The 24,750-nt window shown below is 63.0% G+C and carries 20 protein-coding genes and 2 tRNA genes; 11 read left to right on the forward strand and 11 right to left on the reverse strand.

Annotation, left to right across the window (positions count from 1 at the left end; genetic code table 11):
• The first annotated feature begins 20 nt into the window (after positions 1 to 20).
• Positions 21 to 1,295 carry a PQQ-dependent sugar dehydrogenase gene (locus JM946_RS12975; RefSeq protein WP_203167701.1) on the forward strand — a complete coding sequence of 425 codons (1,275 nt, stop codon included), beginning with the start codon at positions 21 to 23 and terminating at the stop codon, positions 1,293 to 1,295.
• Positions 1,296 to 1,356: 61 nt separating this feature from the next.
• Here JM946_RS12975 and JM946_RS12980 read toward each other — a convergent pair whose 3' ends face one another.
• Complete coding sequence (locus JM946_RS12980; RefSeq protein ID WP_203167702.1) at positions 1,357 to 4,095, reverse strand: exo-rhamnogalacturonan lyase family protein; 2,739 nt, start codon at positions 4,093 to 4,095, stop codon at positions 1,357 to 1,359.
• 286 nt (positions 4,096 to 4,381) lie between these two features.
• On the opposite strand from JM946_RS12980, the gene JM946_RS12985 reads away from it, so the two are divergent.
• From JM946_RS12985 to JM946_RS13010, 6 genes are all read left to right on the forward strand, one after another.
• Positions 4,382 to 7,114: a TonB-dependent receptor gene (locus JM946_RS12985; protein ID WP_218042788.1), complete on the forward strand. Its 2,733-nt coding sequence runs from the start codon at positions 4,382 to 4,384 to the stop codon at positions 7,112 to 7,114.
• Positions 7,115 to 7,275: 161 nt separating this feature from the next.
• On the forward strand, positions 7,276 to 7,569 hold the full coding sequence (locus JM946_RS12990) for an L-rhamnose mutarotase (protein ID WP_230979707.1): 294 nt from the start codon (positions 7,276 to 7,278) through the stop codon (positions 7,567 to 7,569).
• A 10-nt stretch (positions 7,570 to 7,579) separates the two neighbouring features.
• Positions 7,580 to 8,686, forward strand: a complete 1,107-nt coding sequence (gene bglB, locus JM946_RS12995; protein WP_203167705.1) for a beta-galactosidase BglB — start codon at positions 7,580 to 7,582, stop codon at positions 8,684 to 8,686.
• 6 nt (positions 8,687 to 8,692) lie between these two features.
• Positions 8,693 to 10,231 carry an MFS transporter gene (locus JM946_RS13000; protein ID WP_203167706.1) on the forward strand — a complete coding sequence of 513 codons (1,539 nt, stop codon included), beginning with the start codon at positions 8,693 to 8,695 and terminating at the stop codon, positions 10,229 to 10,231.
• 90 nt (positions 10,232 to 10,321) lie between these two features.
• On the forward strand, positions 10,322 to 11,155 hold the full coding sequence (locus JM946_RS13005) for a MerR family transcriptional regulator (protein ID WP_203167707.1): 834 nt from the start codon (positions 10,322 to 10,324) through the stop codon (positions 11,153 to 11,155).
• A gap of 14 nt (positions 11,156 to 11,169) precedes the next feature.
• The gene (locus JM946_RS13010) at positions 11,170 to 12,246 is read left to right on the forward strand and encodes an alpha/beta hydrolase family protein (RefSeq protein ID WP_203167708.1); all 1,077 of its coding nucleotides are present in this window, start codon (positions 11,170 to 11,172) and stop codon (positions 12,244 to 12,246) included.
• Positions 12,247 to 12,304: 58 nt separating this feature from the next.
• Here the strand turns inward: JM946_RS13010 and JM946_RS13015 are convergent.
• The 4 genes from JM946_RS13015 to uvrC all read right to left on the reverse strand — a co-directional run bounded on the left by JM946_RS13015 (position 12,305) and on the right by uvrC (position 15,075).
• A tRNA-Cys gene (locus tag JM946_RS13015) sits at positions 12,305 to 12,378 on the reverse strand.
• Positions 12,379 to 12,469: 91 nt separating this feature from the next.
• Positions 12,470 to 12,545 (reverse strand) — tRNA-Gly (locus JM946_RS13020).
• Between the two features lie 90 nt (positions 12,546 to 12,635).
• A complete protein-coding gene (gene pgsA, locus JM946_RS13025) occupies positions 12,636 to 13,280 on the reverse strand; it encodes a CDP-diacylglycerol--glycerol-3-phosphate 3-phosphatidyltransferase (protein WP_203167709.1) in 645 nt (214 codons plus the stop codon).
• On the reverse strand, positions 13,255 to 15,075 hold the full coding sequence (uvrC, locus tag JM946_RS13030; RefSeq protein ID WP_203167710.1) for an excinuclease ABC subunit UvrC: 1,821 nt from the start codon (positions 15,073 to 15,075) through the stop codon (positions 13,255 to 13,257). Before uvrC ends, pgsA begins: the two co-directional genes overlap by 26 nt.
• 135 nt (positions 15,076 to 15,210) lie before the next feature.
• On the opposite strand from uvrC, the gene JM946_RS13035 reads away from it, so the two are divergent.
• Together JM946_RS13035 and JM946_RS13040 are read left to right on the forward strand one after the other, a co-directional pair.
• A complete protein-coding gene (locus tag JM946_RS13035) occupies positions 15,211 to 15,465 on the forward strand; it encodes a type II toxin-antitoxin system Phd/YefM family antitoxin (RefSeq protein WP_203167711.1) in 255 nt (84 codons plus the stop codon).
• Positions 15,462 to 15,881 (forward strand): type II toxin-antitoxin system VapC family toxin, encoded by a 420-nt coding sequence (locus tag JM946_RS13040; RefSeq protein ID WP_203167712.1) that lies wholly within the window; start codon positions 15,462 to 15,464, stop codon positions 15,879 to 15,881. Before JM946_RS13035 ends, JM946_RS13040 begins: the two co-directional genes overlap by 4 nt.
• A gap of 36 nt (positions 15,882 to 15,917) precedes the next feature.
• Here the strand turns inward: JM946_RS13040 and JM946_RS13045 are convergent, their stop codons facing one another.
• The 4 genes from JM946_RS13045 to aceB all read right to left on the reverse strand — a co-directional run bounded on the left by JM946_RS13045 (position 15,918) and on the right by aceB (position 20,691).
• On the reverse strand, positions 15,918 to 16,703 hold the full coding sequence (locus JM946_RS13045; RefSeq protein WP_203167713.1) for a uracil-DNA glycosylase: 786 nt from the start codon (positions 16,701 to 16,703) through the stop codon (positions 15,918 to 15,920).
• Positions 16,704 to 16,750: 47 nt separating this feature from the next.
• Entirely contained in the window at positions 16,751 to 17,521 is a 771-nt protein-coding gene (locus tag JM946_RS13050) for a PEP-CTERM sorting domain-containing protein (RefSeq protein ID WP_203167714.1), read from the reverse strand.
• A 236-nt stretch (positions 17,522 to 17,757) separates the two neighbouring features.
• Positions 17,758 to 19,044 (reverse strand): isocitrate lyase, encoded by a 1,287-nt coding sequence (gene aceA / locus JM946_RS13055; RefSeq protein ID WP_203167715.1) that lies wholly within the window; start codon positions 19,042 to 19,044, stop codon positions 17,758 to 17,760.
• Positions 19,045 to 19,086: 42 nt separating this feature from the next.
• On the reverse strand, positions 19,087 to 20,691 hold the full coding sequence (aceB, locus tag JM946_RS13060) for a malate synthase A (RefSeq protein ID WP_322110931.1): 1,605 nt from the start codon (positions 20,689 to 20,691) through the stop codon (positions 19,087 to 19,089).
• A 111-nt stretch (positions 20,692 to 20,802) separates the two neighbouring features.
• Between aceB and JM946_RS13065 the strand changes: the two genes are divergently transcribed.
• Entirely contained in the window at positions 20,803 to 21,717 is a 915-nt protein-coding gene (locus JM946_RS13065; RefSeq protein WP_203167716.1) for a LysR family transcriptional regulator, read from the forward strand.
• Entirely contained in the window at positions 21,650 to 22,342 is a 693-nt protein-coding gene (locus JM946_RS13070) for a pseudouridine synthase (protein WP_407700519.1), read from the forward strand. The genes JM946_RS13065 and JM946_RS13070 overlap by 68 nt, the downstream gene beginning before the upstream one ends.
• Here the strand turns inward: JM946_RS13070 and JM946_RS13075 are convergent.
• Both JM946_RS13075 and JM946_RS13080 read right to left on the reverse strand, forming a co-directional pair.
• Positions 22,296 to 23,183: a DMT family transporter gene (locus tag JM946_RS13075; RefSeq protein ID WP_203167718.1), complete on the reverse strand. Its 888-nt coding sequence runs from the start codon at positions 23,181 to 23,183 to the stop codon at positions 22,296 to 22,298. The genes JM946_RS13070 and JM946_RS13075 overlap by 47 nt on opposite strands.
• A 24-nt stretch (positions 23,184 to 23,207) precedes the next feature.
• Entirely contained in the window at positions 23,208 to 24,596 is a 1,389-nt protein-coding gene (locus JM946_RS13080; RefSeq protein ID WP_203167719.1) for a leucyl aminopeptidase family protein, read from the reverse strand.
• Positions 24,597 to 24,750: the final 154 nt, after the last annotated feature.

Below are 24,750 nucleotides of genomic sequence, written 5' to 3' on the forward strand. Positions count from 1 at the left end.
AGACATTCGACGGACATCGTATGCAACTGACGTACACGCACTCATCGCTGCTGAAAGTCGCCACCTTGTCGCTGCTCGCTCTTTGTGCCGCCTGTTCGCGCGAGGCTGCCTCCCCTGCGCCGGCTGGCAACGGCGCTGCGTCCGCCGACGCACCGGCCGGCGCGCCATTGGAGACTCGCGACGCCAACGGCAAAGACTACAAGCCAGCGTTTGCGGGCCAGACTCGCGCGCCCGGAGTGAAGAGCGACGTGGCGATTGACGTGACCGTGGTGGCGAAAGATTTGAAGTCGGCATGGGCGTTCGAGTTCCTGCCCGATGAGCGCATTCTGGTCACCGAGCGTGAGGGCAACCTGCGCATCGTCGGAAAGGACGGCGCGGTGTCGGCGCCGCTCAAAGGTCTGCCGAAAGTCTATTTCCAAGGCCAGGGCGGCTTGCTCGATGTGGCCATCGATCCGCAGTTCGCCAGCAACCGGACCATCTATTGGACCTATGCCGAGCCGCGCGAAGGCGGCAACGGCACCGCGCTCGCCAAGGGCGTGCTGTCGGCCGACGACAGCGCCGTCGAGAAGGTGCAGGTCATCTTCCGGCAGATGCCCACGTTCGAATCGAACCTGCACTTCGGCTCGCGCATCGTGTTCACGCCCGACGGCAAATTGTTCCTGGCCTTGGGCGAGCGCTCGGTGCCTGAGGCGCGCGTGCAGTCGCAGGATCTGAACAGCCACTTCGGCAAGGTCGTGCGACTGAACCTCGATGGCAGCGTGCCCGAGGACAACCCGTTCGTCGGCCGCAACGACGCGAAGCCCGAGATCTGGTCGTACGGTCATCGCAACATCCAGGCGGCGGCGCTGGATGCGTCCGGCACGCTGTGGGTCATCGAACATGGCCCGCGCGGTGGCGATGAGTTGAATCAGCCGCAAGCCGGTTTGAACTATGGCTGGCCGGTCATCACCTACGGCATCGAGTACTCGGGCCCGAAGATCGGCGAGGGGCTCACCGCCCAGGAAGGCATGGAGCAGCCGGTGTACTACTGGGATCCGGTGATCGCTCCTTCCGGCATGATCGTGTACGACGGCAGCATGTTTCCGGAATGGCAAGGGAATATTTTCGTGGGCGGTCTGGCCAGCATGAGGCTGGTGCGCCTGCAAATGCAGGACGGCAAAGTCGCGGGCGAAGAATGGCTGTTGCAGGATCGCGGCCGTCGCATTCGCGACGTGCGCCAGGGTCCTGATGGCGCGATCTACGTCGTCACCGAAGCGGCGGACGGTGAGTTGCTGAAGATCTCTCGCAAGAGCTAAAGAGCGATCCGGTGCGCCGGCGGTGACGCTGCCGGCGCACGCTTTTCGGGAGTCATTGACGTTAGCCCTGCAACCCTTGCGGCGCGAACGCCAGGCATTGAATGACAGCGAGGCTCCACTGCGCGGCCTCGTTGGTGGAGACCCAGGCCGCCTCGTCTACCGGATTCAATACCGCGGGTCCAGAGATTCGCTGCGATTCGAAGCGTTGATCGGGCGCGAAGCCCGCCCGTCCTTCGAAGAACTCTTTCCAGGCTCGACGCGCAAGCTCGTCATCGCGCAGGATGCTGGCGGCGTAAGCCGTCAGGCGCGAATGACCCTGCTGCAAGTTGAGCTCGCCAAGCGGCTCTCCCAACTCGGCGCGCTGCTGTTCGGCCGGCGCGTTGTACAAGATGCAGTATTGCAGCCACGCCTGCTTGAACTTCGGCACATCCAGCAGCTGAATCAACTCCGCGCACACCTCCGGCAAGCCGAACGCGGCGCTCAGGTGAGAGACGTTGATGGCTCGGTCGGTCGCGATCTCGAACGCGCCGGTCTGCAGATTCATTCGGCCGCCGCCCGTGAAGAAGCCTCTGGGCTGCGCACCGATGGTTCGCATGCTGGCGAGCAACCGATCGCGCATCGGCCGCGACCTGGTGCGTTCCCATTCGGTGAGCCAGGCGCCCGCGATCGAACCCCAATCGGTGCCGAAGCCGAGCCGCGCGTGCTCCCCGTCGGGCGTTTCTTTTCGCCTGCCCTGCATCTTCGGCAATTTCCTTTCGGGCACGATAGCGCGCAGCGTGCGCGCCGCTTCCAGCTGCTCACGTAACAGATCGCCCACGCGCTCATCGGCGGTGAGGAAGTAGTAATAACGACGGTTCAGCGCCGTGCTGATGCGCAGCTGCTTGGCGCTGCAGCCCCAATGCATCACGTTGTGCCTGGAGCCCAGCGGCGCAAATCTGCCCAGATGATGCACGTCGACTTCGCCGGTGTGACGCGTCATGGCCTCGGCGAATCGATAGACGTCCGCGCGCCCGGTTCTCAGGAAATACAGCCAGAGCCAGATGTCGGTCGACAGCTCGGAATTGTCCCAGGCATAGCCACCCACGTCATAGCGCCATGTGTGGCGATCCGGATCGTAGGTGTGCATGACGTCGCCATAGTTCCAGAAGCCGTACCAGCCGTGCTGATCGCGCTGTTGCTCGTAGAACTCGAACAACCAATCCAGTTGTTGTTCCAGTCGCGCGCGTTGGCGGGTCGATCGATCAGGCAATGCAAACGTACCGCCGAAGACGCCGGCGCGATGAATCGTTTGCGGGACGGCCGCCATGACGGCAGGCGCGCGCACCGCCTCCGCCAGCTGCACCAGACGCTCGCGACCAGGCGTGGATTCAAGCAGCCACAAACGCATCTCGCTGGTCCGCGCGACGCCCATCGGCGTGCCGAATCCGGGCTCATAATCTTCGTAGGTGATGTTGAGGCCCTGCAGCTGCTTCTCGTGCGTGTCCTGACCCAGACCATCGTGATAGAAGCGCAGATCCATCGGCCGCGCGTCCGGCGCCCATAGCCACAAAGTGACCGCAGCTCGATCTGTACGAGCGTCCCGAATGTCGATCTGCGCGGGATGGCTTTGCCAGAAGTTCTGAATGCCGAAAGCGACGCCGCCGCCCGGTCCGCCGATATAGCCCAAGCCGGAGGCGCGACGCCCGCGGGCCGAATCCAGCCAGGCATGCCCTGCCGCGGTTCGCTTGCGGATCTGAAACGAGTCCGCGCCGGCTTGAAGCAAGGTCCAGTCGCCAAAGGCAGGGATGAGATCGAGGCCTTTCTCGACGTTCGCCGCGATGGAAGTCACGGCGCGACCGTCGATCTGCGCTGCGCGCGCCTCGGCTCCCGGATTGCGCCGCAAGCCGGTGAGGCCGCGCACCGCTTCGGCAAACAATCCGTCGCCCTCACCAACGAAGCGAACGTGCCGATCATGGAGCGGGTCGGTGAGTGGCGCCTCGAAGCGCACGCCAATGCCCCGAATGAAGTCCCGCGACTCATTGCCGTCGAAAACAAATGTATGCAGGACGCGGACATCGTGGCCGCCGGCATAGAAGTACAGCCGCAGCGTAAAGGGCAACCAGCGGCGGCCGTTCGCATGGGCGTGTCGCCCTGTGATCTTCACGACCGCACGCAGCGGGCCTTCATGCTCCACGATCGCCTGCTCGATCTCACATTCGAATGTTTCCTGGTTGATGACGCCGTCTTCTCGCTCCGCCGGCGCATCTTGCCTGAGCACCACCAGTCGGCCGGCGCGAAGCAGCTCTTTATCGCCACGTCGAATGGATTCGATACATACCGGACCCTGGCGCAGCACCCGGCAGACAATCGTGCCCGTGTCGATATCGATGGCGGTGGCATCCTGCTTCAGCTTGATGGCCACTGCAGGCGCCGGCGACTTTTCACCGGGCACGACCTCGAAGGCGCTGCTTGCGGAAGTCACATTCGGTGCCAGCGCATGCGCCGTCCATTTGAGCGAGCCGTCGGGCCAAAAGGCGAGCGGCCACGTCTGCATCGGCAAGCGTTGGCCATCGCGGTCGCGTAAAGAAAACGTGGTCTTCGGCGAATGTTTGCTCCGCGGCCAGGGCATGCCCCAGGTGACGCCCACCCCAATGTCCGGCGCGCGCTGGTCGAGCCAATGACACCACGCACCTTCCGGAAATCCGTGCTCCAGCGGCCGCGCCGGCGTAGCCGCAGATGAGGATTTCGCAGCACCGCCGAGCGCGGCCGAGGCCAAGGCGCTCGCGGCGATGAAGCGCCGGCGCGAGATGCCCTGAGTCACGCGTTGCCTCGGTCGGGTTCAGGTCGTTGGCGATTGAAATTGATCATTTGGGCCCTTATTTTGCGCCGCAAAGACAATTGCGCAGACAAATCATTGCAAATTCGATCAAAGAAGCGCAAATATTAGCAACGGCGCGCGGGCCGTCGTGCCGGGTTGTTACCGGTGTCAGCGGCCGCGCGCTAACCAGAACAGCGAACGAGATCCGGGGGATTGCATGCCGACTATTCGTAACCATCGCGGCTCGCACCATGGAACGGGCGGGTCTTTGGCGGCGACGGCCGCCTCCATGTTATTGCTGCAGGGATGGACGTCGATCGCCAACGGCGCCGAGCAGGACGATCGGGGCGAGCAGCTCGAAGAAGTCGTGGTGACCGGCATTCGCGCCGGCCTGCGCTCCTCGATGGAGGTCAAGCGCGAGGCCCTTCAGGTCGTCGACGCGATTTCCGCCGAGGACATCGGCGACTTTCCCGACAAGAATCTGAGTGAAGCGCTCCAGCGCATCACTGGCGTGCAGATCAGTCGCCAGGATGGCGAAGGTCGTGGCGTCAGCATCCGCGGCGCCGAGCCCGGTCTCAATCGAGTCGAAATCAACGGCATCACCGCCCTGTCGCTCACCGTCACCGGCGGCCGCGATGTCGACTTCCGCGATCTGCCGGTCGAGTTCGTCTCGCGTCTGGAAGTGGTCAAGTCCGCTACGCCCGACATGACCGAAGGCGGCATCGGCGGCACAGTGCGCGTGATCACGCGTCGGCCTCTGGATAGCGCCGAGCCCTATCTCGCCGGTTCCACGCAAATGGTCTACAGCACCCTCGCCAAAGAGTACGACCCGAAGTTCGCGTTGATCGGCAGCCGTACTTTCCTGAACAACACCGTGGGTCTGCTCGGCGCCGTCTCGTATGAAGAGCGACATCTCGACAGTCACAATGCCCGCACGACCGGCTGGCTGCGTCGCGCGCCCACCGCCACCGGCGCGGGCGCCACGCCGGGTCGCGGCACCGACGTGAATGGCGATGGCACGCTCGATTGGATTCCAGAGATTCCGCGCTATGGGCTGGATCGACGCGAAACGCGCCGGCCGGCGTTTCTGGGCATCGTCGAATGGCAGCCGACCGATGCGGTGAAATTGTTCGCCGAGGGCACCTACGCGCACGCCAAGGAAGAAGTGAGCAGCATGTACATGCAGTTGGGCGCCGCCACTGGACTGATCGACTACGCCAACAGCGTGGTCGGCCCCGACAACACGGTGACGCACCTGGAGGTCGTTTCTTCATCTGGCTTTCCCATCGAGCTCGCCTATCGCAACATCAATGGCTCGCTCGAGCGTGAGCAGTACACGACCGCCCTCGGCGGCGAATGGGATCTCGGGCAGTTCAAGCTCGACGGTCGGCTGACCTACGCCTCGGCCGAAGTGCAAAATGATGAAAAGAACTCAACGGCGACCGTGTTCGGCGTGCCTCGCGCCATCATCGATTACAACAACGGCCAGCGCGCGCCAAACTTCACATTCCCCGGACTGGACACCACCACCGCGCAGGGCGTGAACAACCTTGCGGCCGTGTTCAATCCCAGGACCAACGCTCAGGAGGAGACCAGCGCGCAGTTCAACGTCGAATATCAGCCCGAGAGCAGCTGGCTTACCTCCATCAAGACGGGCTTCGACCTGCGAGAGCTCACCATGGACAGCCTGCTGTTCTCGCGCACGATTCAGATCACCAGCCGCACCTCGCCGCCTGCGAGCAGCGGCGCCACGATCACCGTGCCCGTGGCGCAGTCGGTGATCCAGGACATCGTGGACACTCATTCCGGCATCAACGACGTGCGCTTCTTCGCCACGGGCGACATCGGCTTCGGCGGCGGCGTGCGGCATTGGAACGACAATGGCGACGCCACCTACAACGCCACCATCGCCGCCAGCGGCCTAGGGAACATCGATCCGTACGCATTCAACCCCAACACCGGCACCAACAACAGCTTCCAGAATTACCTGGACACCTGGGACGTCGAAGAGAAAACGCGCGCTGCCTATCTGCAGGGCTCGTTCAACTTCGACTCGCTGCCGATCCCGATTTCCGGCACCCTGGGTGCGCGGTATGTCGATACCGAGACGCTGTCCACCGGTTTCACGCGCACCAACCAGGGTGGCGTCTTCACTTTCGGGCGGGCCTCGCGCGATGGCGGCTACAGCAAGTGGCTGCCCTCGTTGAACATGCGCTTCGAGTTGAGCGATCAGCTGGTGGCGCGCATGACCGCGGGCAAGGTGCTCGCCCGTCCCAACCCGAGCCAGATGGCGTTCCGCAGGACGCTGGACACGTCGGTCGGCAGCACCGGCTCGCGCGGCAATCCGGACCTGAAGCCCTATGAGGCCAACCAGTACGATCTCGGTCTGGAGTGGTATTTCTCACCGGATGGTTTCGTCTCCGCCACGGCGTTCCGCAAGGAGATCTCGAACTTCGTGATCAACACCACGGTCAGAGAGGAAGCTGACGGCAGTCCGAGCGACAACTCGGGCGATGAGTTCACGCTGACGGTGCCGGTCAACGGCGAGGAGGAAGTGACCATCAACGGCATCGAGGCTGGCGTGCAGTACGCCTTCGACTTTCTGCCGCAGCCCTTCAACGGCTTCGGCGCACTCGCCAACGTGACGTATCAGAACGACGACGGCTACAAGGGCGTCAACGTGATCACCGGGGAGGCGCTGCCGTTTCCGGGGCTGTCGCGACTCAGCTACAACTACTCGCTCTACTACGAGAACCAGCGCTTCAGCATCCGTGGCTCGTACAACTGGCGCGAGAAGTGGCTGACGACGCCTTCGGGGCGCGGCGCGCTGGCGGAGTTCAATGAAGACTTCGGCTCGCTCGATGGCTCGCTCAACTTCACCATCGTGCCGGATGTCACGGTGTTCCTCGAGGCCATCAACATCCTCGACGATGTGCGCATCGAGCACAATCATCCGTTACGGCGCATTGCCAACGAGACTTACGGATCGCGCTACTTCCTCGGAGTGCGAGCGCGACTGTGAGTGCGGTTCGAGGCGGCGCGAGGCATGACAGCCCCCTTTCATGTCGCGCGCCGCCTTGTAACCGATTTCACCGCCTGGAAAAGCCCGCTATGATGCCCTGTTCGTTCAGCCCCTGCAGTGAGTGACACGCCGTGAGCACCGCGACCACCATCGCCTTCCGCATGCAGCTCAAGCCTGGCAGAGTCGAGGAATATCGGCGCCGCCACGACGAGATCTGGCCCGAGCTGGTCGAGACGCTGCGCGATGCGGGCATCTACGATTACTCGATTTTCCTCGAGCCGGCCACGCTGCAGCTGTTCGCGGTGCTCAAGCTCACGCCCGATCATCGCCGCGAGGAGTTGCCCGATCATCCCGTCATGAAGCGCTGGTGGCTGTACATGGCGGAGCTGATGGAGACCGAGCCCGATCTGCGCCCGCGCGAATGGCCGCTCGAGCCTATGTTTCATCTGGATTGAAGGAAGATTCATGTCCGTTTCGCTTCGTGACTACGATACGCCGCGTCTGCATCGCACGGTTCAGCTGCTGATTTCCAATCTGGTCGACCTGAAGGACACCTCCGGCGAGTTTCTGCTGCGGCTGGACGACGGTCGCGTCATCGACACCAAAGGCTGGAACGACTGGGAGTGGACCCACGGCATCGGCCTGTACGGCATCCATCAGTACTATCAGCTGAGCGGCAACCCGCGCTGCCTGGAGATCATCAAGGACTGGTTCAGCAATCGTTTCGCGGCCGGCACGCCGACCAAGAACGTCAACACCATGGCGCCGTTTCTCACCCTCGCCAATCTGTACGAGGCGAGCGGCGAGCCCACCTACCTGCCCTATCTCGACGTGTGGGCCGAATGGGTGATGAACGACATGCCGCGCACCGAGGAAGGCGGCCTGCAACACATCGTCTTCAACTCGGAGAATCCGCAGCAGCTGTGGGACGACACGCTGATGATGTGCGTGCTGCCGCTTGCGCGCATCGGCCAGGTGCTCGGCCGCCCCCAGTATCTCGAAGAGGCGCGGCGTCAGTTCCTGCTGCACATCAAATATCTGCACGATCGCCGCACCGGCTTGTGGTTCCATGGCTGGACCTTCGACGGCCGACACAACTTCGCCGAGGCGCGTTGGGCTCGCGGCAACTGCTGGGTGACCATTGCGATCCCGGAGTTCATCGAGATGCTCAATCTGCAGCCGGGCGATGCGTTGCGTGAGTTCCTGATCGACACGCTGGAGGCGCAGGTGCGAGCGCTCGAGAAGTATCAGGACGCAAGCGGCCTGTGGCATACGCTGATCGATGATGAGTCGTCTTATCTCGAGGCCTCGGCGGCAGCGGGCTTCGGCTACGGCATTCTGAAGGCCGTGCGCCGACGCTATCTGCCGCAGCGCTATGCCGAGACCGGCCTGCGCGCCGTGCAGGGGGTGCTTGCGAACATCGCCGACAATGGCGAGCTGCGCAATGTTTCCTTCGGCACCGCCATGGGCTCGGACCTGGAGTTCTATCGCCAGATTCCGTTGACGCCCATGCCCTATGGTCAGGCGATGGCGATGCTGTGCCTGGGTGAATATCTGCGCACGCGCATCTGAAGCGTCATGAGCACTCGCACGGTTCGATTCGGCCACTATCTCGCGTACGGCAGCAATGACTTTCTGGGCGCCGGCGCGATGGCCGTCATCAGCGGCTGGATCCTGTTCTTCTACACCACGTTCTGTGGTCTGACCGTCACGCAGGCCGCTGCGATCTTCGCGATCGCGCGGCTGTTCGATGCCGTCGCGAGTCCGTTGATCGGTTATCTGTCCGATCATTTCCATCGCACCGCCGCCGGCCGACGCTTCGGGCGCCGGCGGTTTTTCATTCTGCTCGCGGTGCCGCTGTTGCCGAGCTTCTCGCTCATGTGGATCGACGGCATGAGCTTCTGGTACTACCTGGTCACCTACGTGTTCTTCGAGGTCGTCTATGCGATGGAGCTCATTCCGTACGAGACGTTGGCCGCGGAGATGTCGCCCGACTACAAGGTGAAGGCGAAGTTCGCCGGCGCGCGCATCCTGTTTGGCCAGGTGTCGGCGATTCTGGCGGGCGTGCTGCCGGGGCGCATCATCGAGGCCTTCGGCAAAAGCTCGGCCGAGACGTTCTTCTATCTGGGCGTGATCTTCTCGGTGATTTTCATGCTGGTGGCGCTCGCCGTGTTTACTTTCAGCTGGGAGCGGCCCCGCGAGGAGATCGAGAGCATCGCTGTCGATCGCAGCGATCAGGCGGCGTGGCGGCGCTTGACGCAGCTGTATTCGGATCTGATCGCCACGCTGCGAATCCGCGCCTTCCGGCTGCACCTGGGCATGTATCTGGGCGGCTATATCAGTCAGGACATCTTCAACGCGGTGTTCACATACTTCATCGTGTTCGCCCTCGGCAGCACCGTCGTGACCGCATCGAATCTGTTGGGCACGATGGCGTTTGCGCAGCTGGTCGCTGTGGCGGTGTTCATTCCGTTGTGCCTGCGCCTGCACCCTGCCCCTTCGTATCGGATCGCGGTCAGCCTGTATGGCGCGGCCGTGCTGCTGTTCCTGGGGTTGTATCAATCGCACCCGGTGCCCGCGTGGTGGATCTATGTGCCCGTGCTGATCGCAGGTCTCGGCCGCGGCGGGCTCAACTACATTCCCTGGAGCACCTACAACTACATGGCGGACGTCGATGAGATCGTCACGGGCCGGCGTCGCGAAGGCGCGTTTGCCGGGGTCATGACTTTCATCCGCAAGACGTCTCAAGCGGCCGCCGTGATGGGCGTCGGCGTGTTGTTGAAGGCCGGCGGCTTCCTCTCCGACCAGTCGACGCAGTCGCCCGAGGCCGTGCGGACCATCGTGCTGGTGATGACGTTCGGCACGCTCACCCTGCTCGCCTTCGGGTGGCTCGTCTCGCTGCGCTTCCGTCTTGATCGCGACACTCATGCAGTGCTGATGCGCGAGATCCAGCGCTTCAAGGAAAGGCCCGACACGGTGCCCGACCCCGAAAGCCGTCGCATCGTCGAGGACCTGTCGGGTTGGCGCTACGAAGAGCTCTGGGGCAAGGGGCGCGCGTCCACAAAGCTGCCGCCTGCCGCGACGGGGGCGGTCGCGGCGCCCACCGGCCAGGAGTAAGCGCTACGTTTGATGGGGGACTGGCCGGCCCGGCTTGACTCTCCTGCTACGTGAGGGTGCAAGCTACGATCTCGCAACGGCGAGGTCGGCATGTTCCGGATCGGCGATTTTTCGCGGCTGGCTCGGGTCACCATCAAGACGCTGCATCACTACGATGAAGCCGGTCTGCTGCAGCCGCTGCATGTGGATCGACACACCGGCTATCGTTATTACGACGCGCGCCAGCTGCAGACGTTGCACCGGATCCTGCTGCTGAAGGATCTGGGCTTCGCGCTCGATCAGATCCGCGACTTGTTGAACGCAGACGCGGCGTCGCTCGCATCCGTGTTGGCCAGGCGTCGTGAAGAGCTCGCGGCAAGCATCGCCGCCGATCAGTCCCGCCTTCGTCGACTCGAAGCGCTGCAACTCGCGGTCGATGAGCGCAGCGATGCGAGTCAGCCAACGGTCCTGTTGCGAGAGTCGCCGGCGGTCGAGGTTTACTCCATTCGCAAGCGCGTTCCTCACTTCGGCGCGCCGATGCAGGCGCTCTTCGAAGCGGCCGAAGCTACTGTCGCGGCCGCGCAGGCGCGCAGTCCTGCAAGTCCCTTCACCATCTTTCATGATCTGGACTACCGCGAGCAGGACGCCGACGTCGAAGTTTGTATTCCAGTAAAGCACGGTGCCGGGCTCGAGATTCATTTGCTGCCCCGATGTGCGGCGACCGCCTCCATCACCTATCAAGGCCCATACGAACAGACGCCGATCGCTTATGCGGCGCTGCTGAACTGGATGAGTCGCAGCGGCATGCGACTCTCCGGGCCGCTGCGCGAGGTGTATCACCGCTATGGCGCCGATCAGATCGGCTACTCGCTGCCCGCGGCAGTGCTGACCAGGAACAGTGTCGAATTCGTCACCGAGTTGCAGGCGCCCGTTACGTCCATCTAGATCAGGAGACGACGATGAAGTGCACGCTTCAAGCGATCACGGCGCTGACCGTCCTTGCCCTTTCGCTCGCTCAAACCAATGCGATGGCCGCGCGAGCTCCCGAGAGCCATCCAGACATCGAGACCTCCTATGGAACCTTGACGCTGCCGGATGGCGTCGAGCTGCAGACTGTCGTCACCAAACCGGCGGCGGTCAACGGCCGGCTACCCGCCATTCAGTTCGTGCAATGGTTGTCGTGCGACACGATCGCCATCTCGGACAACCCGCGCGATGGCTGGTCGGCGATGTTGAGGGACATCGTGCGACGTTCGAATGCGCTGGTGTGGCGAACGGAAAAGCGCGGCGTCGGCGCCAGCAAAGGCAACTGCGCCACGATGGATTACGACACGGAGCTTGCGGATCATCGCGAAGCGCTCGCGCAGCTGCGAGCGCGCGATGACGTCGACCCCAATCGCATCGTCATCTTCGGCGGCAGCATCGGTGGCACCTATGCACCGCTGCTCGCAGCGGACGAGCGCGTCGCCGGTGTGATGATCTGGGGTGCCGGCGCGACGACGTGGGCCGAGCGCATGCTGAAGTTCGAGCGCAACGCCTTGGAGCTTGGCGGCTCGCCGCCCTCGCAACTTGCGCAGGAGATGACGCTGCGTCTGCAGTTCATGGAGAGGTATCTGGTCCGTGACCAAACGCCTGCCGAGATCATGAAGGCCGATCCGAAGGTGGGCGCGGTATGGTCACGCATCGTGGGCACGAGCGCCCAAGGCCAGTACGGTCGACCGTTCGCCTTCCATCAACAGGCACAGAAAGCCGACTGGGCCGCCGCGTGGTCCCAAGTGAACGCGCCCGTTCTCGCCCTGTATGGGGAATACGACTGGTTCGAATCTCGCGACGCCACCACTCTCATCACGCGCATCGCGAACTCAGCATCCGCCGGTCGCGGCACCTTCGCCGAGATCCCTCGCATGAACCATCACTTCTCGCAATTCCCGAACGCGACCGCGGCCTTCGCCGAGAAGGACGGCCAAGTGAATCCCGAGCCTGCGGTCAGCGTGATGCTCGCGTGGCTGGAGAAGATTTTCGGTCGCGCGACGTAGCGGGCGTGTTCGCAGGCGTGGCCGCGCAGTAGAGCGGCGCTGGATGATTGGATCGATCTGGAGGCTCGGGCCGGAATCGAACCGGCGTAGACGGCTTTGCAGGCCGCTGCATAACCACTTTGCTACCGAGCCGTAGGAGTGGGTAGGAGTGGTGAACCCCAGCTCCTGCGCGTGCCGCCGAAACTTTATTCGGCTTCTAAGTTGCTGGCGGCACGAGAGAAATTGGAGCGGGAAACGAGGCTCGAACTCGCGACCTTAACCTTGGCAAGGTTACGCTCTACCAACTGAGCTATTCCCGCTTCGAGTCCGGCGGGCGTGGCCACCGGAGAGGCCGCTATTCTAGGGTCAGCTTCGAAACTGTCAATACAAGTTGTGCATTTCGCACAACATTATCTTGTGCTCGAACGCATCAGGTCCGGCCAGGCGGCCCGTAGGTAAACCACCATGGACCACAGGGTCAGCGCCGCGGCCGCCACCAGGCAGTAGAAGCCGAGCTCGAATGCGGGGATGAACCACACGTCGTCCCGGAACAGCATCATCGACAGGCCGGTCATCTGGAAGATGGTCTTGAGCTTGCCGATGTTGGATACAGCGACCTTGGCCCGCGCGCCCACCTCCGCCATCCACTCGCGCAGCGCCGAGATGGTGATCTCCCGGCCGACGATCACCGTCGCCGTCAACGCGATGATGGTGTGCGGATCGAACTTGATGAACTCCAGCATCGGCGGGTCGTAGCTCACCAGCAGGATCAGCGCGACCGCGACCATCAGCTTATCCGCGACGGGATCGAGGAACGCGCCGAGCGCCGAGGTCTGCCCGAGCTTGCGCGCCAGATAGCCATCGAGCGAATCGGTGACCGCAGCCAGGATGAAGACCCACCCGGTGGCCGCCATGGCCCAGGACTGAGGCATGTAGAAGAGGACGACCACCAGCGGAATCATGATGATCCGCGCCACGGTCAGGATGTTCGCGATGGGAAAAGTCACTGGGGAGAATTGTAAGGACTTTTCAGCCGTTCGCGTGGAGAGTGTCATAGATCGATTGCGCCAGTTTACGACTGATGCCGTGCACTTTGGCTAAATCATCGATGCCTGCACGACTGACCCCTTGCAGACCCCCGAACTGGCGCAGCAGTTCCCTGCGTTTGCGTGGACCGAGGCCGGGCACGGTTTCGAGCACCGATTGGGTGCGCGCCTTGGCCCTGCGCTGGCGATGGCCGGTGATGGCGAAGCGATGCGCCTCGTCGCGCACGCGCTGGATGAGGTGCAGCGCCGGCGAATCCGGCGGCAATAACGTCGGCAGCTCGTGACCGGGCAGGAACAGGCGCTCCTGTCCGGGCCGACGGTCCGCGCCCTTGGCGACGCCCGCGATCAACACATTGTCGATGTCGTACTCCTTCAACACTTCGCTGGCCTGCGCCAGCTGCCCCGGTCCGCCGTCGATCAGCAGCACATCGGGCGTCGGCGCCTCGCCCTTCTTGATCCGGGCGTAGCGACGCGACAACGCCTGCCGCATGGCCCCGTAATCGTCGCCGGGCGCGATGCCCTCGATGTTGAAGCGGCGATAGTCGCTCTTGAGCGGACCTTCGGGGCCGAACACCACGCAGGAAGCGACGGTGCGCTCGCCCATGGTGTGGCTGATGTCGAAGCATTCTATCCGAGCCGGTGGGTTGGGGAGATTGAACACTTCCTGCATGGCTTGGAGCTGTTCGACGCCGGTCGCCTCGGTCGCCCGACGCATCTTCACGCCGAGCTCGGCATTGGTGCGCGCCATTTCGAGCCAGCGAGCTCGCACGCCTCGCACGTTGCTGCGAATCTTGACCGAGCGCTCCATGCGCTCGCTCAACGCCTGCTCCAGGGTGTCGGCGTCTTCGATCTGTTCGTTGATCAGGATCTCACCCGGCGCCTCGCGACCCAGGTAGTACTGCGTGAGGAACCCGGAGAGCAACTCGCCCGCCTCCGCGATGCCCGGCTTCGGGAAGAAGTTGTTGCTGCCGAGATTGCGGCCGCCACGCACGAACACGATCGACACGCAGTGATCGCTGCCATGGGAGACCAGTGCGACCGCATCGATGTCCTCGGTGGCGTTGCGCGTGACCGATTGTGTCGAGTGAATTGCCTTGATGCCGTTGATCTGATCGCGCAGGCGCGCAGCCTTCTCGAACTCCAGCTCCTGGGAGGCGTGCTCCATGCGCTGGGCCAGATCGTCGATCAGCTCGGCGCCCTTGCCTTCCAGCACTTTGATCGCGTCGTTCACATCCTGCCGATACTCCTGCGGCGAAATCAGTCGCACGCACGGTCCGGAGCACCGTTTGATCTGGTGTTGCAGGCACGGCCGCGAGCGATTGGCGAAGAAGGTGTCGCTGCATGGACGCAGCAGGAACAACTTCTGCAGCAGCAGAATGGTTTCGCGCGTCGCTCTTGCATTCGGATACGGACCGAAAAATCGCCCCGGCAGTTTGCGACTGCCCCGGTAGAAGCTGATGCGCGGATACTCGTCCTGAGTGGTCACGTACAGGTAGGGAAAGCTCTTATCGTCCCGGAGCGTGACGTTGAAGCGCGGCCGATGCCGCTTGATCAAGTTGTACTCGAGCAGCAGCGCCTCGGTCTCCGAGGCCGTCACCGTCACTTCCACGTTCGCCACCTGCGAGACCATCGCCATGGTCTTGGCGGCCTGCGCCTTGCCCACGAAGTAGCTGGTCAGGCGATTCTTCAGATTGCGCGCCTTGCCGACGTACAGCACCTCGCCGTCCGCGCCTATCATCCGATAGACACCCGGGCGCTGGCTGACATTGGCGAGGAACAGCTTGGAATCGAAGGCGGCGCTCATTGCACGCGCATTTTAGTGGATGTACCCGGTCAATGCTGGTCAGCCTTGGCGGCCGGGGCCTGTGACCGTCCGGACTGTTGAGACGCGGCCCGGCATGACTATAATGACCATCGTAGTCATTTTGGGGTGCCTCCCATGGCCGCCGATCAGTGGACTGTCGCAGAAGCCAAGGCGAAGCTGAGCGAGGTGATCGACCACGCTCAGAATGAAGGGCCACAAACCATCACCCGGAATGGCCGGCGAGCCGTTGTGGTCGTTGATATCGAAGAATGGGAGCGCAGAACCAGGCGCAGCGGGAATCTTGCGGAGTTTTTCTCGGCATCCCCACTTCGTGGTTCCGGCTTGAAAGTGCGTCGATCCAAGGACCGTCTGCGGCCGACGGGGCTGTGAGCTTTCTACTCGACACCAACGTGGTCTCGGAGTGGACCAAGCCTCGGCCGAATCCTGGCGTCATCGACTGGCTCGCGAACGTCGACGAGGATTCGGTGTATCTCAGCGTGGTCACGCTGGCGGAGCTGCGCTATGGGATCGAGCGATTGGCGGGCGGCAAACGTCGAACTCGACTGGATGAGTGGCTGCGTGCCGATCTGCCCCTGCGCTTCGAGCACCGCATTCTTCCTGTCGATGCAGCCGTCGCGGATCGATGGGGTCACTTGGTTGCGCGCCGCGAGTCGAAGGGTCGGCCCATCCATGCAATGGACGCTCTGATCGCCGCCACAGCCGAAGTGCATTCGCTCACGCTTGTAACAAGAAATGCCGCGGACTTCGCGGAAGCCGCCAGAGCCATTGTAGATCCTTGGAAATAGCCAGCGGCGCGGATCGCCAGACCGCTCCAGTTGAGATCAGTCCGCCATCAGAGCCTTCGCGCGAGCAAAGACGGCTTCGAACATGTCCGTCGTCAGGCGGCCGGTGTTGGTGTTGTATCGGCTGCAGTGGTAGGAGTCGATCAGCCACTGGCCGCCGGGGAGCTTGAACTCCGCGCCGTGGCCGAATTTGTAGTCGCCGACTTTCAGGCCCAGGGTGCGCAGGCAGGCGTTGTGTCCGATGGAGCCTAACGCCAGCAGCACCACGTTCTTCGGTGCGGCGGCGAGCTCGGCTTGCAGATAGTGATTGCAGGTCGTGATCTCGACGGGCAACGGCTTGTTCTCGGGTGGCACGCACTTCACCGCGTTGGTGATACGAGCACCGGTGAGCTTCAGGCCGTCATTGCGATGAATGGACTCGGGTTTGTTGGCGAAGCCGAACTTGTGAAGGGTTTGATAGAGCAGCACGCCGGCGTAGTCGCCTGTGAACGGCCGGCCCGTCGCGTTGGCGCCATGAAAGCCCGGCGCGAGTCCGACGATGATGAGCTTCGCTTTGCGGTCGCCAAAGGGAGCCACTGGCGCGCAGTAGTAGTCGGGATATTGCTTGCGGCCCTCCTCCAAAAACGCCGCCAGCCGCGGACAATCCGTGCACGTGCGATCGAAGACCACGCCGTCTGAGGGCCACAAACCGTTCGCGGTTTTCTCCTCCCCCAGCGCGACCTGTTGAACGGAGCTGCGTTTGGTGCTGCGAGGAATCGAGATGGGATCGGCGACGCCGGACTTTGCTGGCTTGGCGAAGGCCTTGCGGGCGGATGACTTGCTCATCCGCCCATTGTAGCGGCGACCGCTGCCCGCGGCCGCCACGTCATCGATTACGCCTGACGACGGCGACGGCCCAGCGCGACGCCGAGTACGCCCATTGCGAACAGTGCGAGCGCGCCTGGCTCCGGCACGCGTGCAGTGGAGATGCTGAGCGAGTCGATAGAGAAATACGTGTAGGTGCCCAGGCCTGTCACGCAGTCATTCGCCGCCGCAAAACAGTGGCCCGTCACCTCCTGGTAGTAGCCGATCGGTGTTGTCGCGGCGAGCACGGGGATGAGACTCAGCGGATCAAAGCCGTTCAGCAGATCGATCAGACCCCGGTCGGCATCCGACCAATACAGCGCGAGTTCGCGGAACAGATACGTGCCGTCCGGGAGCGGCGCTTCGCCGGGCGCTACCCAGTATTGGGTGGAGGCATCACCGACGCGTACGATGTCGGGCCCGAGATTCGGACCGGAGTGAAATTCCATTCCGTCGACAAAGCCTGTGGCACCAGCAAACGCCGCGGCATCGTAGGTTACGCCGCCGATGGTCAGTTCGCTGGTAATCGCCTCGCCCGTTTCGCTGAGCGTGGTCCTGCGCTGAACCGGATACATATCGGTACGTGCCAGCAGCTGGTCGGTTTCTACCGTGATGCGTCCGATCACCGTTTGACCCGACATGTGCGGATGAGGCGTATTGATGCCGCCGAAATCAAGATCGTAGGACTCGGTCACCGTGCCCGTGAAGTCGAACACGATGGGCACCGCATGCGCCGCGCCCGCCACCATGCTGAGGGCCGCAATCATCATTGCGCGCGCTGTCGCGATCTTCGTTCGCATCATCCATCGCTCCTATCCGTAGTCGAAGGCGCACAGTCTATCCACGCGCAGGATGGTCTGGCGTCAAACCAGACAATAAGAATGGAAGGTGCGTTTGTTTGTAAAGCACGCCGACACTCCAGAAGGCATCGGCGTTTCAGATACAACCTGCGAGAGGTCTGCAGGCTTCCCGTCACTTCCTGCTCATGCTGTGGCGTTAGAGCGGACGGGAAGCCTGCATGTCGATCATGCGCCGATCATGATGCCTTGTGGAACTGCTCTTCTTCGGTCGAGCCTTTCATCGCCGTGACGGACGACTGGCCGGCGGTGACGGTCTGAGTCACATCGTCGAAGTAGCCTGCGCCCACTTCGCGCTGATGCTTGGTGGCGGTGTAGCCGTCCTTCTCCGAGGCGAACTCCTGCTCCTGCAATTGAACGTAGGCCGCCATCTGCGTGGCCTTGTAGCCCTTGGCGAGCTGGAACATCGAGTAGTTGAGCGCGTGGAAGCCAGCCAGCGTGATGAACTGGAACTTGTAGCCCATGGCGCCGAGCTCGCGCTGGAACTTGGCGATGGTCGCGTCGTCGAGCTTCTTCTTCCAATTGAAGGAGGGCGAGCAGTTGTACGCCAGCAGCTTGCCCGGATATTTTTTGTGGATGCCTTCGGCGAACAGCTTGGCTTCGTGCAGATCGGGCTTGCCGGTCTCGCACCAGATCATGTCGGCGTAAGGCGCGTAAGCCAGGCCGCGAGCGATGGCCTGATCGAGGCCCGCGTTCACATAGAAGAAGCCTTCGCTGGTGCGCTCCTTGGACTTGATGAAAGGCCGATCGCGCTCATCCACATCGGCCGTCAGCAGATTCGCCGACTCCGCATCGGTGCGCGCGACGAGCACGGTCGGCACGCCGGCGGTGTCGGCAGCCAGGCGCGCCGCGACCAGCTTGCTGATCGCCTCGGAGGTGGGCACCAGCACCTTGCCGCCCATGTGGCCGCATTTCTTGGCGGATGACAGCTGATCTTCGAAGTGCACGCCAGCGGCGCCCGCCTCGATCATGCTCTTCATCAGCTCGAACGCATTCAGCACGCCACCGAAACCGGCTTCCGCGTCGGCGACGATCGGCTTCAACCAATCGATCGAGGTGTCGCCTTCGGCCGTCGTGATCTGATCGGCGCGCAACAGTGTGTTGTTGATGCGACGGACCACCGTCGGCACCGAGTTCGCCGGATACAGCGATTGATCGGGGTACATCTCACCGGCGAGGTTGGCATCGCCCGCGACCTGCCAGCCCGACAGGTAGATTGCATCCAGCCCGGCCTTCACCTGTTGCATGGCCTGGTTGCCGGTCAATGCGCCGAGCGCATTCACGAACGGCTTTTCATTCACGTATTTCCACAGCTTCTCGGCGCCCAGGCGCGCAAGCGAATGTTCGACGTGGACGGAGCCGCGCAGGCGCACCACATCCTCGGCCTTGTAGGGGCGCTCCACGCCCCGCCAACGCGGGTTGGTTTGCCAGTCTTTGCGGAGTTGTTCGGCGGAAGGTTGCGTCATAAAAACCTCGATTGGAATCTGACCCATGAGTCGAAATAGGATTCAGTGAATGACCCGGTAGGCTGGCAAAGTGATAAATGTCTCGAACTCGGGCGCCGTGGTGATCTCATCGATCAACGCAGCGGCGCGCTCGAAGTTGCCGCTGAGAAAGGCCTTTTCACCGACCGCGGCGCGCAACTTGCCCAACTCCTCACGCATGACGGCCCGGAACAGCTCGCTGGTGACTTTCCGACCGTCCTCGAGCACGCCGGCGGGATGTTTGATCCACTGCCAGATCTGCGCTCGTGAGATTTCCGCGGTGGCGGCGTCTTCCATCAGGTTGTTGATCGGCACGCAGCCGAGCCCCCCGAGCCAGGCGGCGAGATACTGAATCGATACGCTGACGTTGCTGCGCAGGCCCGCCTCGGTGATCGTGCCCTGCGGAATCTGCAGCAGATCCTTCGCGGTCACTTCGTCCCCAGGCGTCTTGCTCAACTGATTCGGGCCAGGCATCAAGCGATCGAACACCTCCATCGCCACCGGCACGAGTCCCGGATGCGCCACCCAGGTTCCATCGTGCCCGTCGCCCGCCTCGCGCTCCTTGTCCGCGCGCACCTTCGCCAAGGCCTCTTCATTGGCTTTGGGATCGCTCTTGATCGGGATCTGCGGCGCCATGCCGCCCATCGCGAACGCGCCCCGTCGATGACACGTGCGGATCAGCAGCTTCGAGTAGGACCGAAGAAAATGCGTGGTCATGGTGACCTGCTGGCGGTCTGGCAACACGAAATCCGCTCGGCGGCTGAACTTCTTGATGAAGCTGAAGATGTAGTCCCAGCGGCCGCAGTTGAGCCCGACGATGTAGTCCTTGAGCTCGAACAGGATCTCATCCATTTCGAACGCCGCCAGGATGGTCTCGATCAACACCGTGACCTTGATGGTCTGTGGCGCAAGACCCAGCGTCTGCTCGGCGTGGCGGAAGACATCGGCCCACAGCCGCGCTTCGAGGTGACTTTCCAACTTCGGCAGATAGAAATAAGGCCCGGTGCCCCGCGCTTTGAGCTCGGCGTGGTTGTGAAACAAATAAAGACCGAAATCGACGAAGGCGCCCGGCGCACGGCGTCCGTCCACATAGATATGTTTCTCGAACAGGTGCCAGCCGCGCGGCCGCACCATCAAAGTGGCGATCTGCGGATTGAGCCGGTACTGCTTGCCGTCGGGGTTGGCGAACGAAATGCTGCGATCGACCGCATCGCGCAGATTGATCTGCCCTTGCACCACGTTGTCCCAGGTCGGCGTGAGCGAGTCTTCGCAGTCCGCCATGAACACCTTCGCGCCCGAGTTCAGCGCGTTGATGATCATCTTGCGATCGGTCGGTCCGGTGATCTCGACGCGGCGATCCTGCAGATCCGCGGGCACCGTGGTGACGCGCCATTGCCCTTCACGAACGTGACGTGTCTCGGCGAGGAAGTCGGGTAATGCGCCGGCATCGAGTTGCTTCTGGCGGGTTGCGCGCGCATCGAGCAACCCGGTGACACGATCGCCAAAACGACGGCAGAGATCGGCGACGAATTCGAGCGCGGCCGGAGTCAGGATGCCCTCGTAACCTGGACGCATCGCGCCCCGAATCTCCACCCTGATGCTCGAAGTCTCCGCAGGATTGGTCGCCACCGTCTCTCCCCCATCACCAGCCGGCCAGAACTGCTCCGAACCTTAGCGATTTCCCGCCTGTGGGTAAAATATATGGTGAGTTAGAAATCGATATCTGATAAATATCTCATCATGGAACTCAGGCATCTGCGCTACTTCGTTGCTGTTGCTGAAGAAAAGCACATGACGCGAGCGGCCGAGCGACTCGGCATTCAGCAGCCGCCGCTCAGCATGCAGATTCGAGCCCTCGAACAGGAGCTCGATGTCCAGCTATTCCGCCGCCAGCCGCGCGGGGTTGAGTTGACCGAGGCGGGCCTCGCGTTCCTGGATCGCGCCCGGGTCATCCTCGATCAGGTCGACCGGGCGGTCGCGACCACCCGCAGGACGGCGCGCGGTGAAGAAGGCCGCGTGGTGGTGGGCTTCACCAGCTCTGCCCCCTTTCATCCTTTCGTGCCCCGTGTGTTACGCGCGTTTCGTGAAGCGGCGCCGCTGGTCTCGCTGGTGCTCGAGGAAAGTGGCAGCAGCGAGTTGGTGCAAGGTCTGCACAACGAAGAGATCGATGCGGCGTTCATTCGCTCGCCGGTGGCCGACGTGGTCGGTCTCACCGTGCAGCCACTGCTGGAGGAGAAGATGCTGGTGGCCTTGCCTACCGGTCACATCTTCGCTCGACGCAGCAGCTTCAGCCGCAGCGTGCTGCTGCCCTTGTCGGAGCTCGCCAAAGAAACATTCGTGCTCTACAAGCGCCCGGGCGGCCCCGGTCTGTACGACACCATCATCGCGGCCTGCAAGACCTCCGGCTTCAGTCCCCGGGTTGGACAGGAAGCGCCGCGTATCATCTCGACATTGAATCTGGTGGCCGCCGGCATCGGCGTGTCGATCGTTCCCGCATCGCTGCAGCGCTTGCAGATGGACGGCATCGTGTATCGCAAGCTCGAGGACATGCCGCAGCTCACCGCGCCTCTGATCCTGGCGTGTCGCCATGGCGAAAACGCCGCGGCCGTGCAACGCTTTCTCGATCTCGTGCGCAGCGCCGCCGACAACATTTGATTCGATGAACGCTCCCGCCCTGCTGCTGCTGAACAAGCCCTATCGCGTCCTCACCCAGTTCACGAGCCAGGATGGCAAGGCGACGCTGCGCGATTACGTGCACGCGCCCGGCATGCGCCCCGCGGGACGGCTGGACTACGACAGTGAAGGGCTGGTGTTGTTGACCGACTCGGGCTCTCTACAAACCCGACTCGCCGATCCGCGCTGGAAACAGGAAAAAAGCTATCTGGTGCAGGTCGAAGGTGAGATTGACGACCAGGCGCTCGAGCGCTTGCGTCGCGGCGTGAACCTGAACGATGGCATGACGCTGCCGGCCGACGCCGAGCGCATCGATGAGCCCGCCTGGTTGTGGCCGCGCGATCCGCCGATTCGGTTTCGGAAGGCCATTCCTGCGAGCTGGCTCGAGCTCACCATTCGCGAAGGCCGCAATCGTCAGGTCCGGCGCATGACCGCGGCCGTGAACTTGCCGACGCTGCGTTTGATTCGCTGGTCGGTCGGGCCCTGGACGCTCGAAGGTCTTGCGCCGGGACAATCGCGAGCCGTGGAGGCCCGCGACGTGCAGAACTTCCTGAAGCAGATTACGTCCCGGTATCGACCAGCTTCTTCTCGCGCAACACGACGATGAACACGCCGATCAGGGTCACGGCGCCCCCGAGCAACATGCGCGTCGTCAGCTGATCGTTCAGCAACGTCACGCCGAAGAAGATACCGAACAAGGGCGAGAGCAGCGTGATCGGCGACAGGCTGGTCACCGGGTACTTGCTGATCATGTAATACCACGCGGTGTGCGCGACCAGGCTCGACATCACCGCCGTGAAGGCCAGCGCCACCCAACCTTTCCAGTCGGCGTTCTGCGCCGCCTGCCACTGTCCCGTCTCGAACAGCAAGCTGAACAGCAGCAGCACCGAGCCGCCGGCGAGCGCGATCCAGGCCTGCAACTCCAGGGGACGAATGTTCTTCAAACGCTTGACGAAGATGGTGCCGAGCGACGCAAAGAACGTGGACGCGACCACCAGCGCCATGCCTTCCCAGTACGCGAACACGCGCGGATCGAAGCTGATGATGACCATGCCGCCGAACGCCAACGTGATGCCTAGCGTGCGTCGCCAGCGAATGGTCTCGCCCAGCAGCCAGATGGACAGCAGCGTGGACATCGGCACGCCCATCTGGCTTGCGATGGCGACCGTCGCCGCATCCTCCGCGTACGACAGGCCCAGAAACAGCAACGAGAACGCCGCCGGGCCGGTGAGCATCGCCGCCAGGAACAAATTGCCCATCTGGCCGCGATGGATCTTCAGCAGCGGCAGCAGGAACAGCGCCACCGAGCCGAAGCGCAGCGCCGTGAAAAAAATCGGCGGAAACTGACCGACCCCGATCTTGGAGGCGATCAGGTTCAACCCCCAGATGAGGTTCATCAGCACCAGTACGATGAGATGCTTGGGGGCGATCGATGTGGCGTCCGCCACGGGAGGTGAGCTTGCGACCATCAATCAACGCACATATCGCTGCTTGAGGAACGCATATAACGCACGAACCGTCTGCGGTTCCGCACCGACCGGGCGACCCGGACGCTCTTTGCCATTCCAGGCGTACAGATCCAGGTGCAGCCAGGCGCGGGCGTGGCTCACGAAGCGCCGTAAGAACAAGGCGGCGATGATGGAGCCGGAGAAGCCTGAAGCCGATACATTGTTCATGTCGGCGATTTTGCTCGACAGCTCATCGTCGTACCCGGTCCATAAGGGCATGCGCCACATCGGATCGGCCTCGGCCCCGCCAGCGCGCAGCACTTCGTCGGCGACATCATCATCGGTGCTGTACAGCGCCGGCAGCTCCGGCCCCAGGGCCACGCGTGCGGCGCCGGTGAGCGTTGCGGTATCGATGAGCAGGTCCGGTTGTTCTTCGTCGGCGAGCGCCAGCGCATCGCAAAGAATCAGTCGGCCTTCAGCGTCGGTGTTGCCCACCTCCACCGTGAGCCCTTTACGCGTGCCGAGCACGTCGCCAGGACGAAACGCGTTGCCCGCGATCGAGTTCTCGACCATCGGCAGCAACACACGCAAACGCACCGGCAGCTTCGCGTCCATGACGGTCTGCGCCAACGCCAGCGCCACGGCGGCGCCACCCATGTCTTTTTTCATGAGCAGCATGGAGGCGCCGGGCTTGATGTCCAGCCCGCCGGTGTCGAAGCACACGCCCTTGCCCACCAATGTCACTTTCGGATGGGATGAATCGCCCCATTCGATATCAACGAGTCTTGGCGCCACCGCGGCGGCGCGGCCCACCGCGTGAATGGCAGGCAGGCGCTCCTTCAACAGATCGTCACCGATGACGACGCGGTGCCTTGCGCCGTAACGACGCGCGACTTCGACGGCCGCTTGCGCCAGCGCCTCGGGCGACATGTCGTTGGCGGGCGTGTTGACCAGATCGCGCGCAAGCGTGCTGGCCGAACGCAATCTTTCCACCTCCGAGGCATCGGCGCCTTCCGGCAGTTGCAACTGCACCGAGCGCTGTGGACCGCCGCGCCGGTAGCGTTCGAAGCGATATTGTCCGTAGCCCCACCCTGCGGCGAATCGAGTCGCGGCATTGGCGGGCAATGCATGAGCGAGATGGTACTGACCATCGGGCAGCCGATCGGCGAGCGCCGCGCCGAGCCAGAAGCTCATCTCCTCGCGCGGATTGTGCTTGCCTGCACCGACGATCACGCGCTCCGGTCGGCCCTGCGGCCCTGGCAGCAGCAGCGTTTTGTTTCGTTCGGCCTTGAAGCCGTGCGTTGCGGCCCAGTTGCGCACCGGCTCGTCTTGAGCGGCCCGCCACTGCTCGAACTCATCTTCGTGCAGCAGCTGTAACGGGATCGACGAGTGATTGGCGTTGGAGACAGTCATGGCCGCAAGTGAGCCCCTGGTGGATCGTGTGGGCTCGATGGTTCACGTGTCACGATCGTGACGCAGCGCTCATAAGAGTAGCGCAGCTTGACAAGCAGCGCAGCCCTATGGTGCCATTCGCGGGCTTTATTGCACACAATCCGACGCACGCACC

This window comes from Steroidobacter gossypii (genome assembly GCF_016801985.1).
In the GTDB taxonomy this organism is placed as follows: Bacteria; Pseudomonadota; Gammaproteobacteria; order Steroidobacterales; family Steroidobacteraceae; genus Steroidobacter; species Steroidobacter gossypii.

Coding starts and splice junctions, on each gene's coding strand:
- JM946_RS12975 (WP_203167701.1), top strand. CDS start 21: ATGCAACTGACGTACACGCACTCATCGCTGCTGAAAGTCGCCACCTTG.
- JM946_RS12985 (WP_218042788.1), top strand. CDS start 4,382: ATGTTATTGCTGCAGGGATGGACGTCGATCGCCAACGGCGCCGAGCAG.
- JM946_RS12990 (WP_230979707.1), top strand. CDS start 7,276: ATGCAGCTCAAGCCTGGCAGAGTCGAGGAATATCGGCGCCGCCACGAC.
- bglB (WP_203167705.1), top strand. CDS start 7,580: ATGTCCGTTTCGCTTCGTGACTACGATACGCCGCGTCTGCATCGCACG.
- JM946_RS13000 (WP_203167706.1), top strand. CDS start 8,693: ATGAGCACTCGCACGGTTCGATTCGGCCACTATCTCGCGTACGGCAGC.
- JM946_RS13005 (WP_203167707.1), top strand. CDS start 10,322: ATGTTCCGGATCGGCGATTTTTCGCGGCTGGCTCGGGTCACCATCAAG.
- JM946_RS13010 (WP_203167708.1), top strand. CDS start 11,170: ATGAAGTGCACGCTTCAAGCGATCACGGCGCTGACCGTCCTTGCCCTT.
- pgsA (WP_203167709.1), bottom strand. CDS start 13,280: ATGACACTCTCCACGCGAACGGCTGAAAAGTCCTTACAATTCTCCCCA.
- uvrC (WP_203167710.1), bottom strand. CDS start 15,075: ATGAGCGCCGCCTTCGATTCCAAGCTGTTCCTCGCCAATGTCAGCCAG.
- JM946_RS13035 (WP_203167711.1), top strand. CDS start 15,211: ATGGCCGCCGATCAGTGGACTGTCGCAGAAGCCAAGGCGAAGCTGAGC.
- JM946_RS13045 (WP_203167713.1), bottom strand. CDS start 16,703: ATGAGCAAGTCATCCGCCCGCAAGGCCTTCGCCAAGCCAGCAAAGTCC.
- JM946_RS13050 (WP_203167714.1), bottom strand. CDS start 17,521: ATGCGAACGAAGATCGCGACAGCGCGCGCAATGATGATTGCGGCCCTC.
- aceA (WP_203167715.1), bottom strand. CDS start 19,044: ATGACGCAACCTTCCGCCGAACAACTCCGCAAAGACTGGCAAACCAAC.
- JM946_RS13065 (WP_203167716.1), top strand. CDS start 20,803: ATGGAACTCAGGCATCTGCGCTACTTCGTTGCTGTTGCTGAAGAAAAG.
- JM946_RS13070 (WP_407700519.1), top strand. CDS start 21,650: ATGGCGAAAACGCCGCGGCCGTGCAACGCTTTCTCGATCTCGTGCGCA.
- JM946_RS13080 (WP_203167719.1), bottom strand. CDS start 24,596: ATGACTGTCTCCAACGCCAATCACTCGTCGATCCCGTTACAGCTGCTG.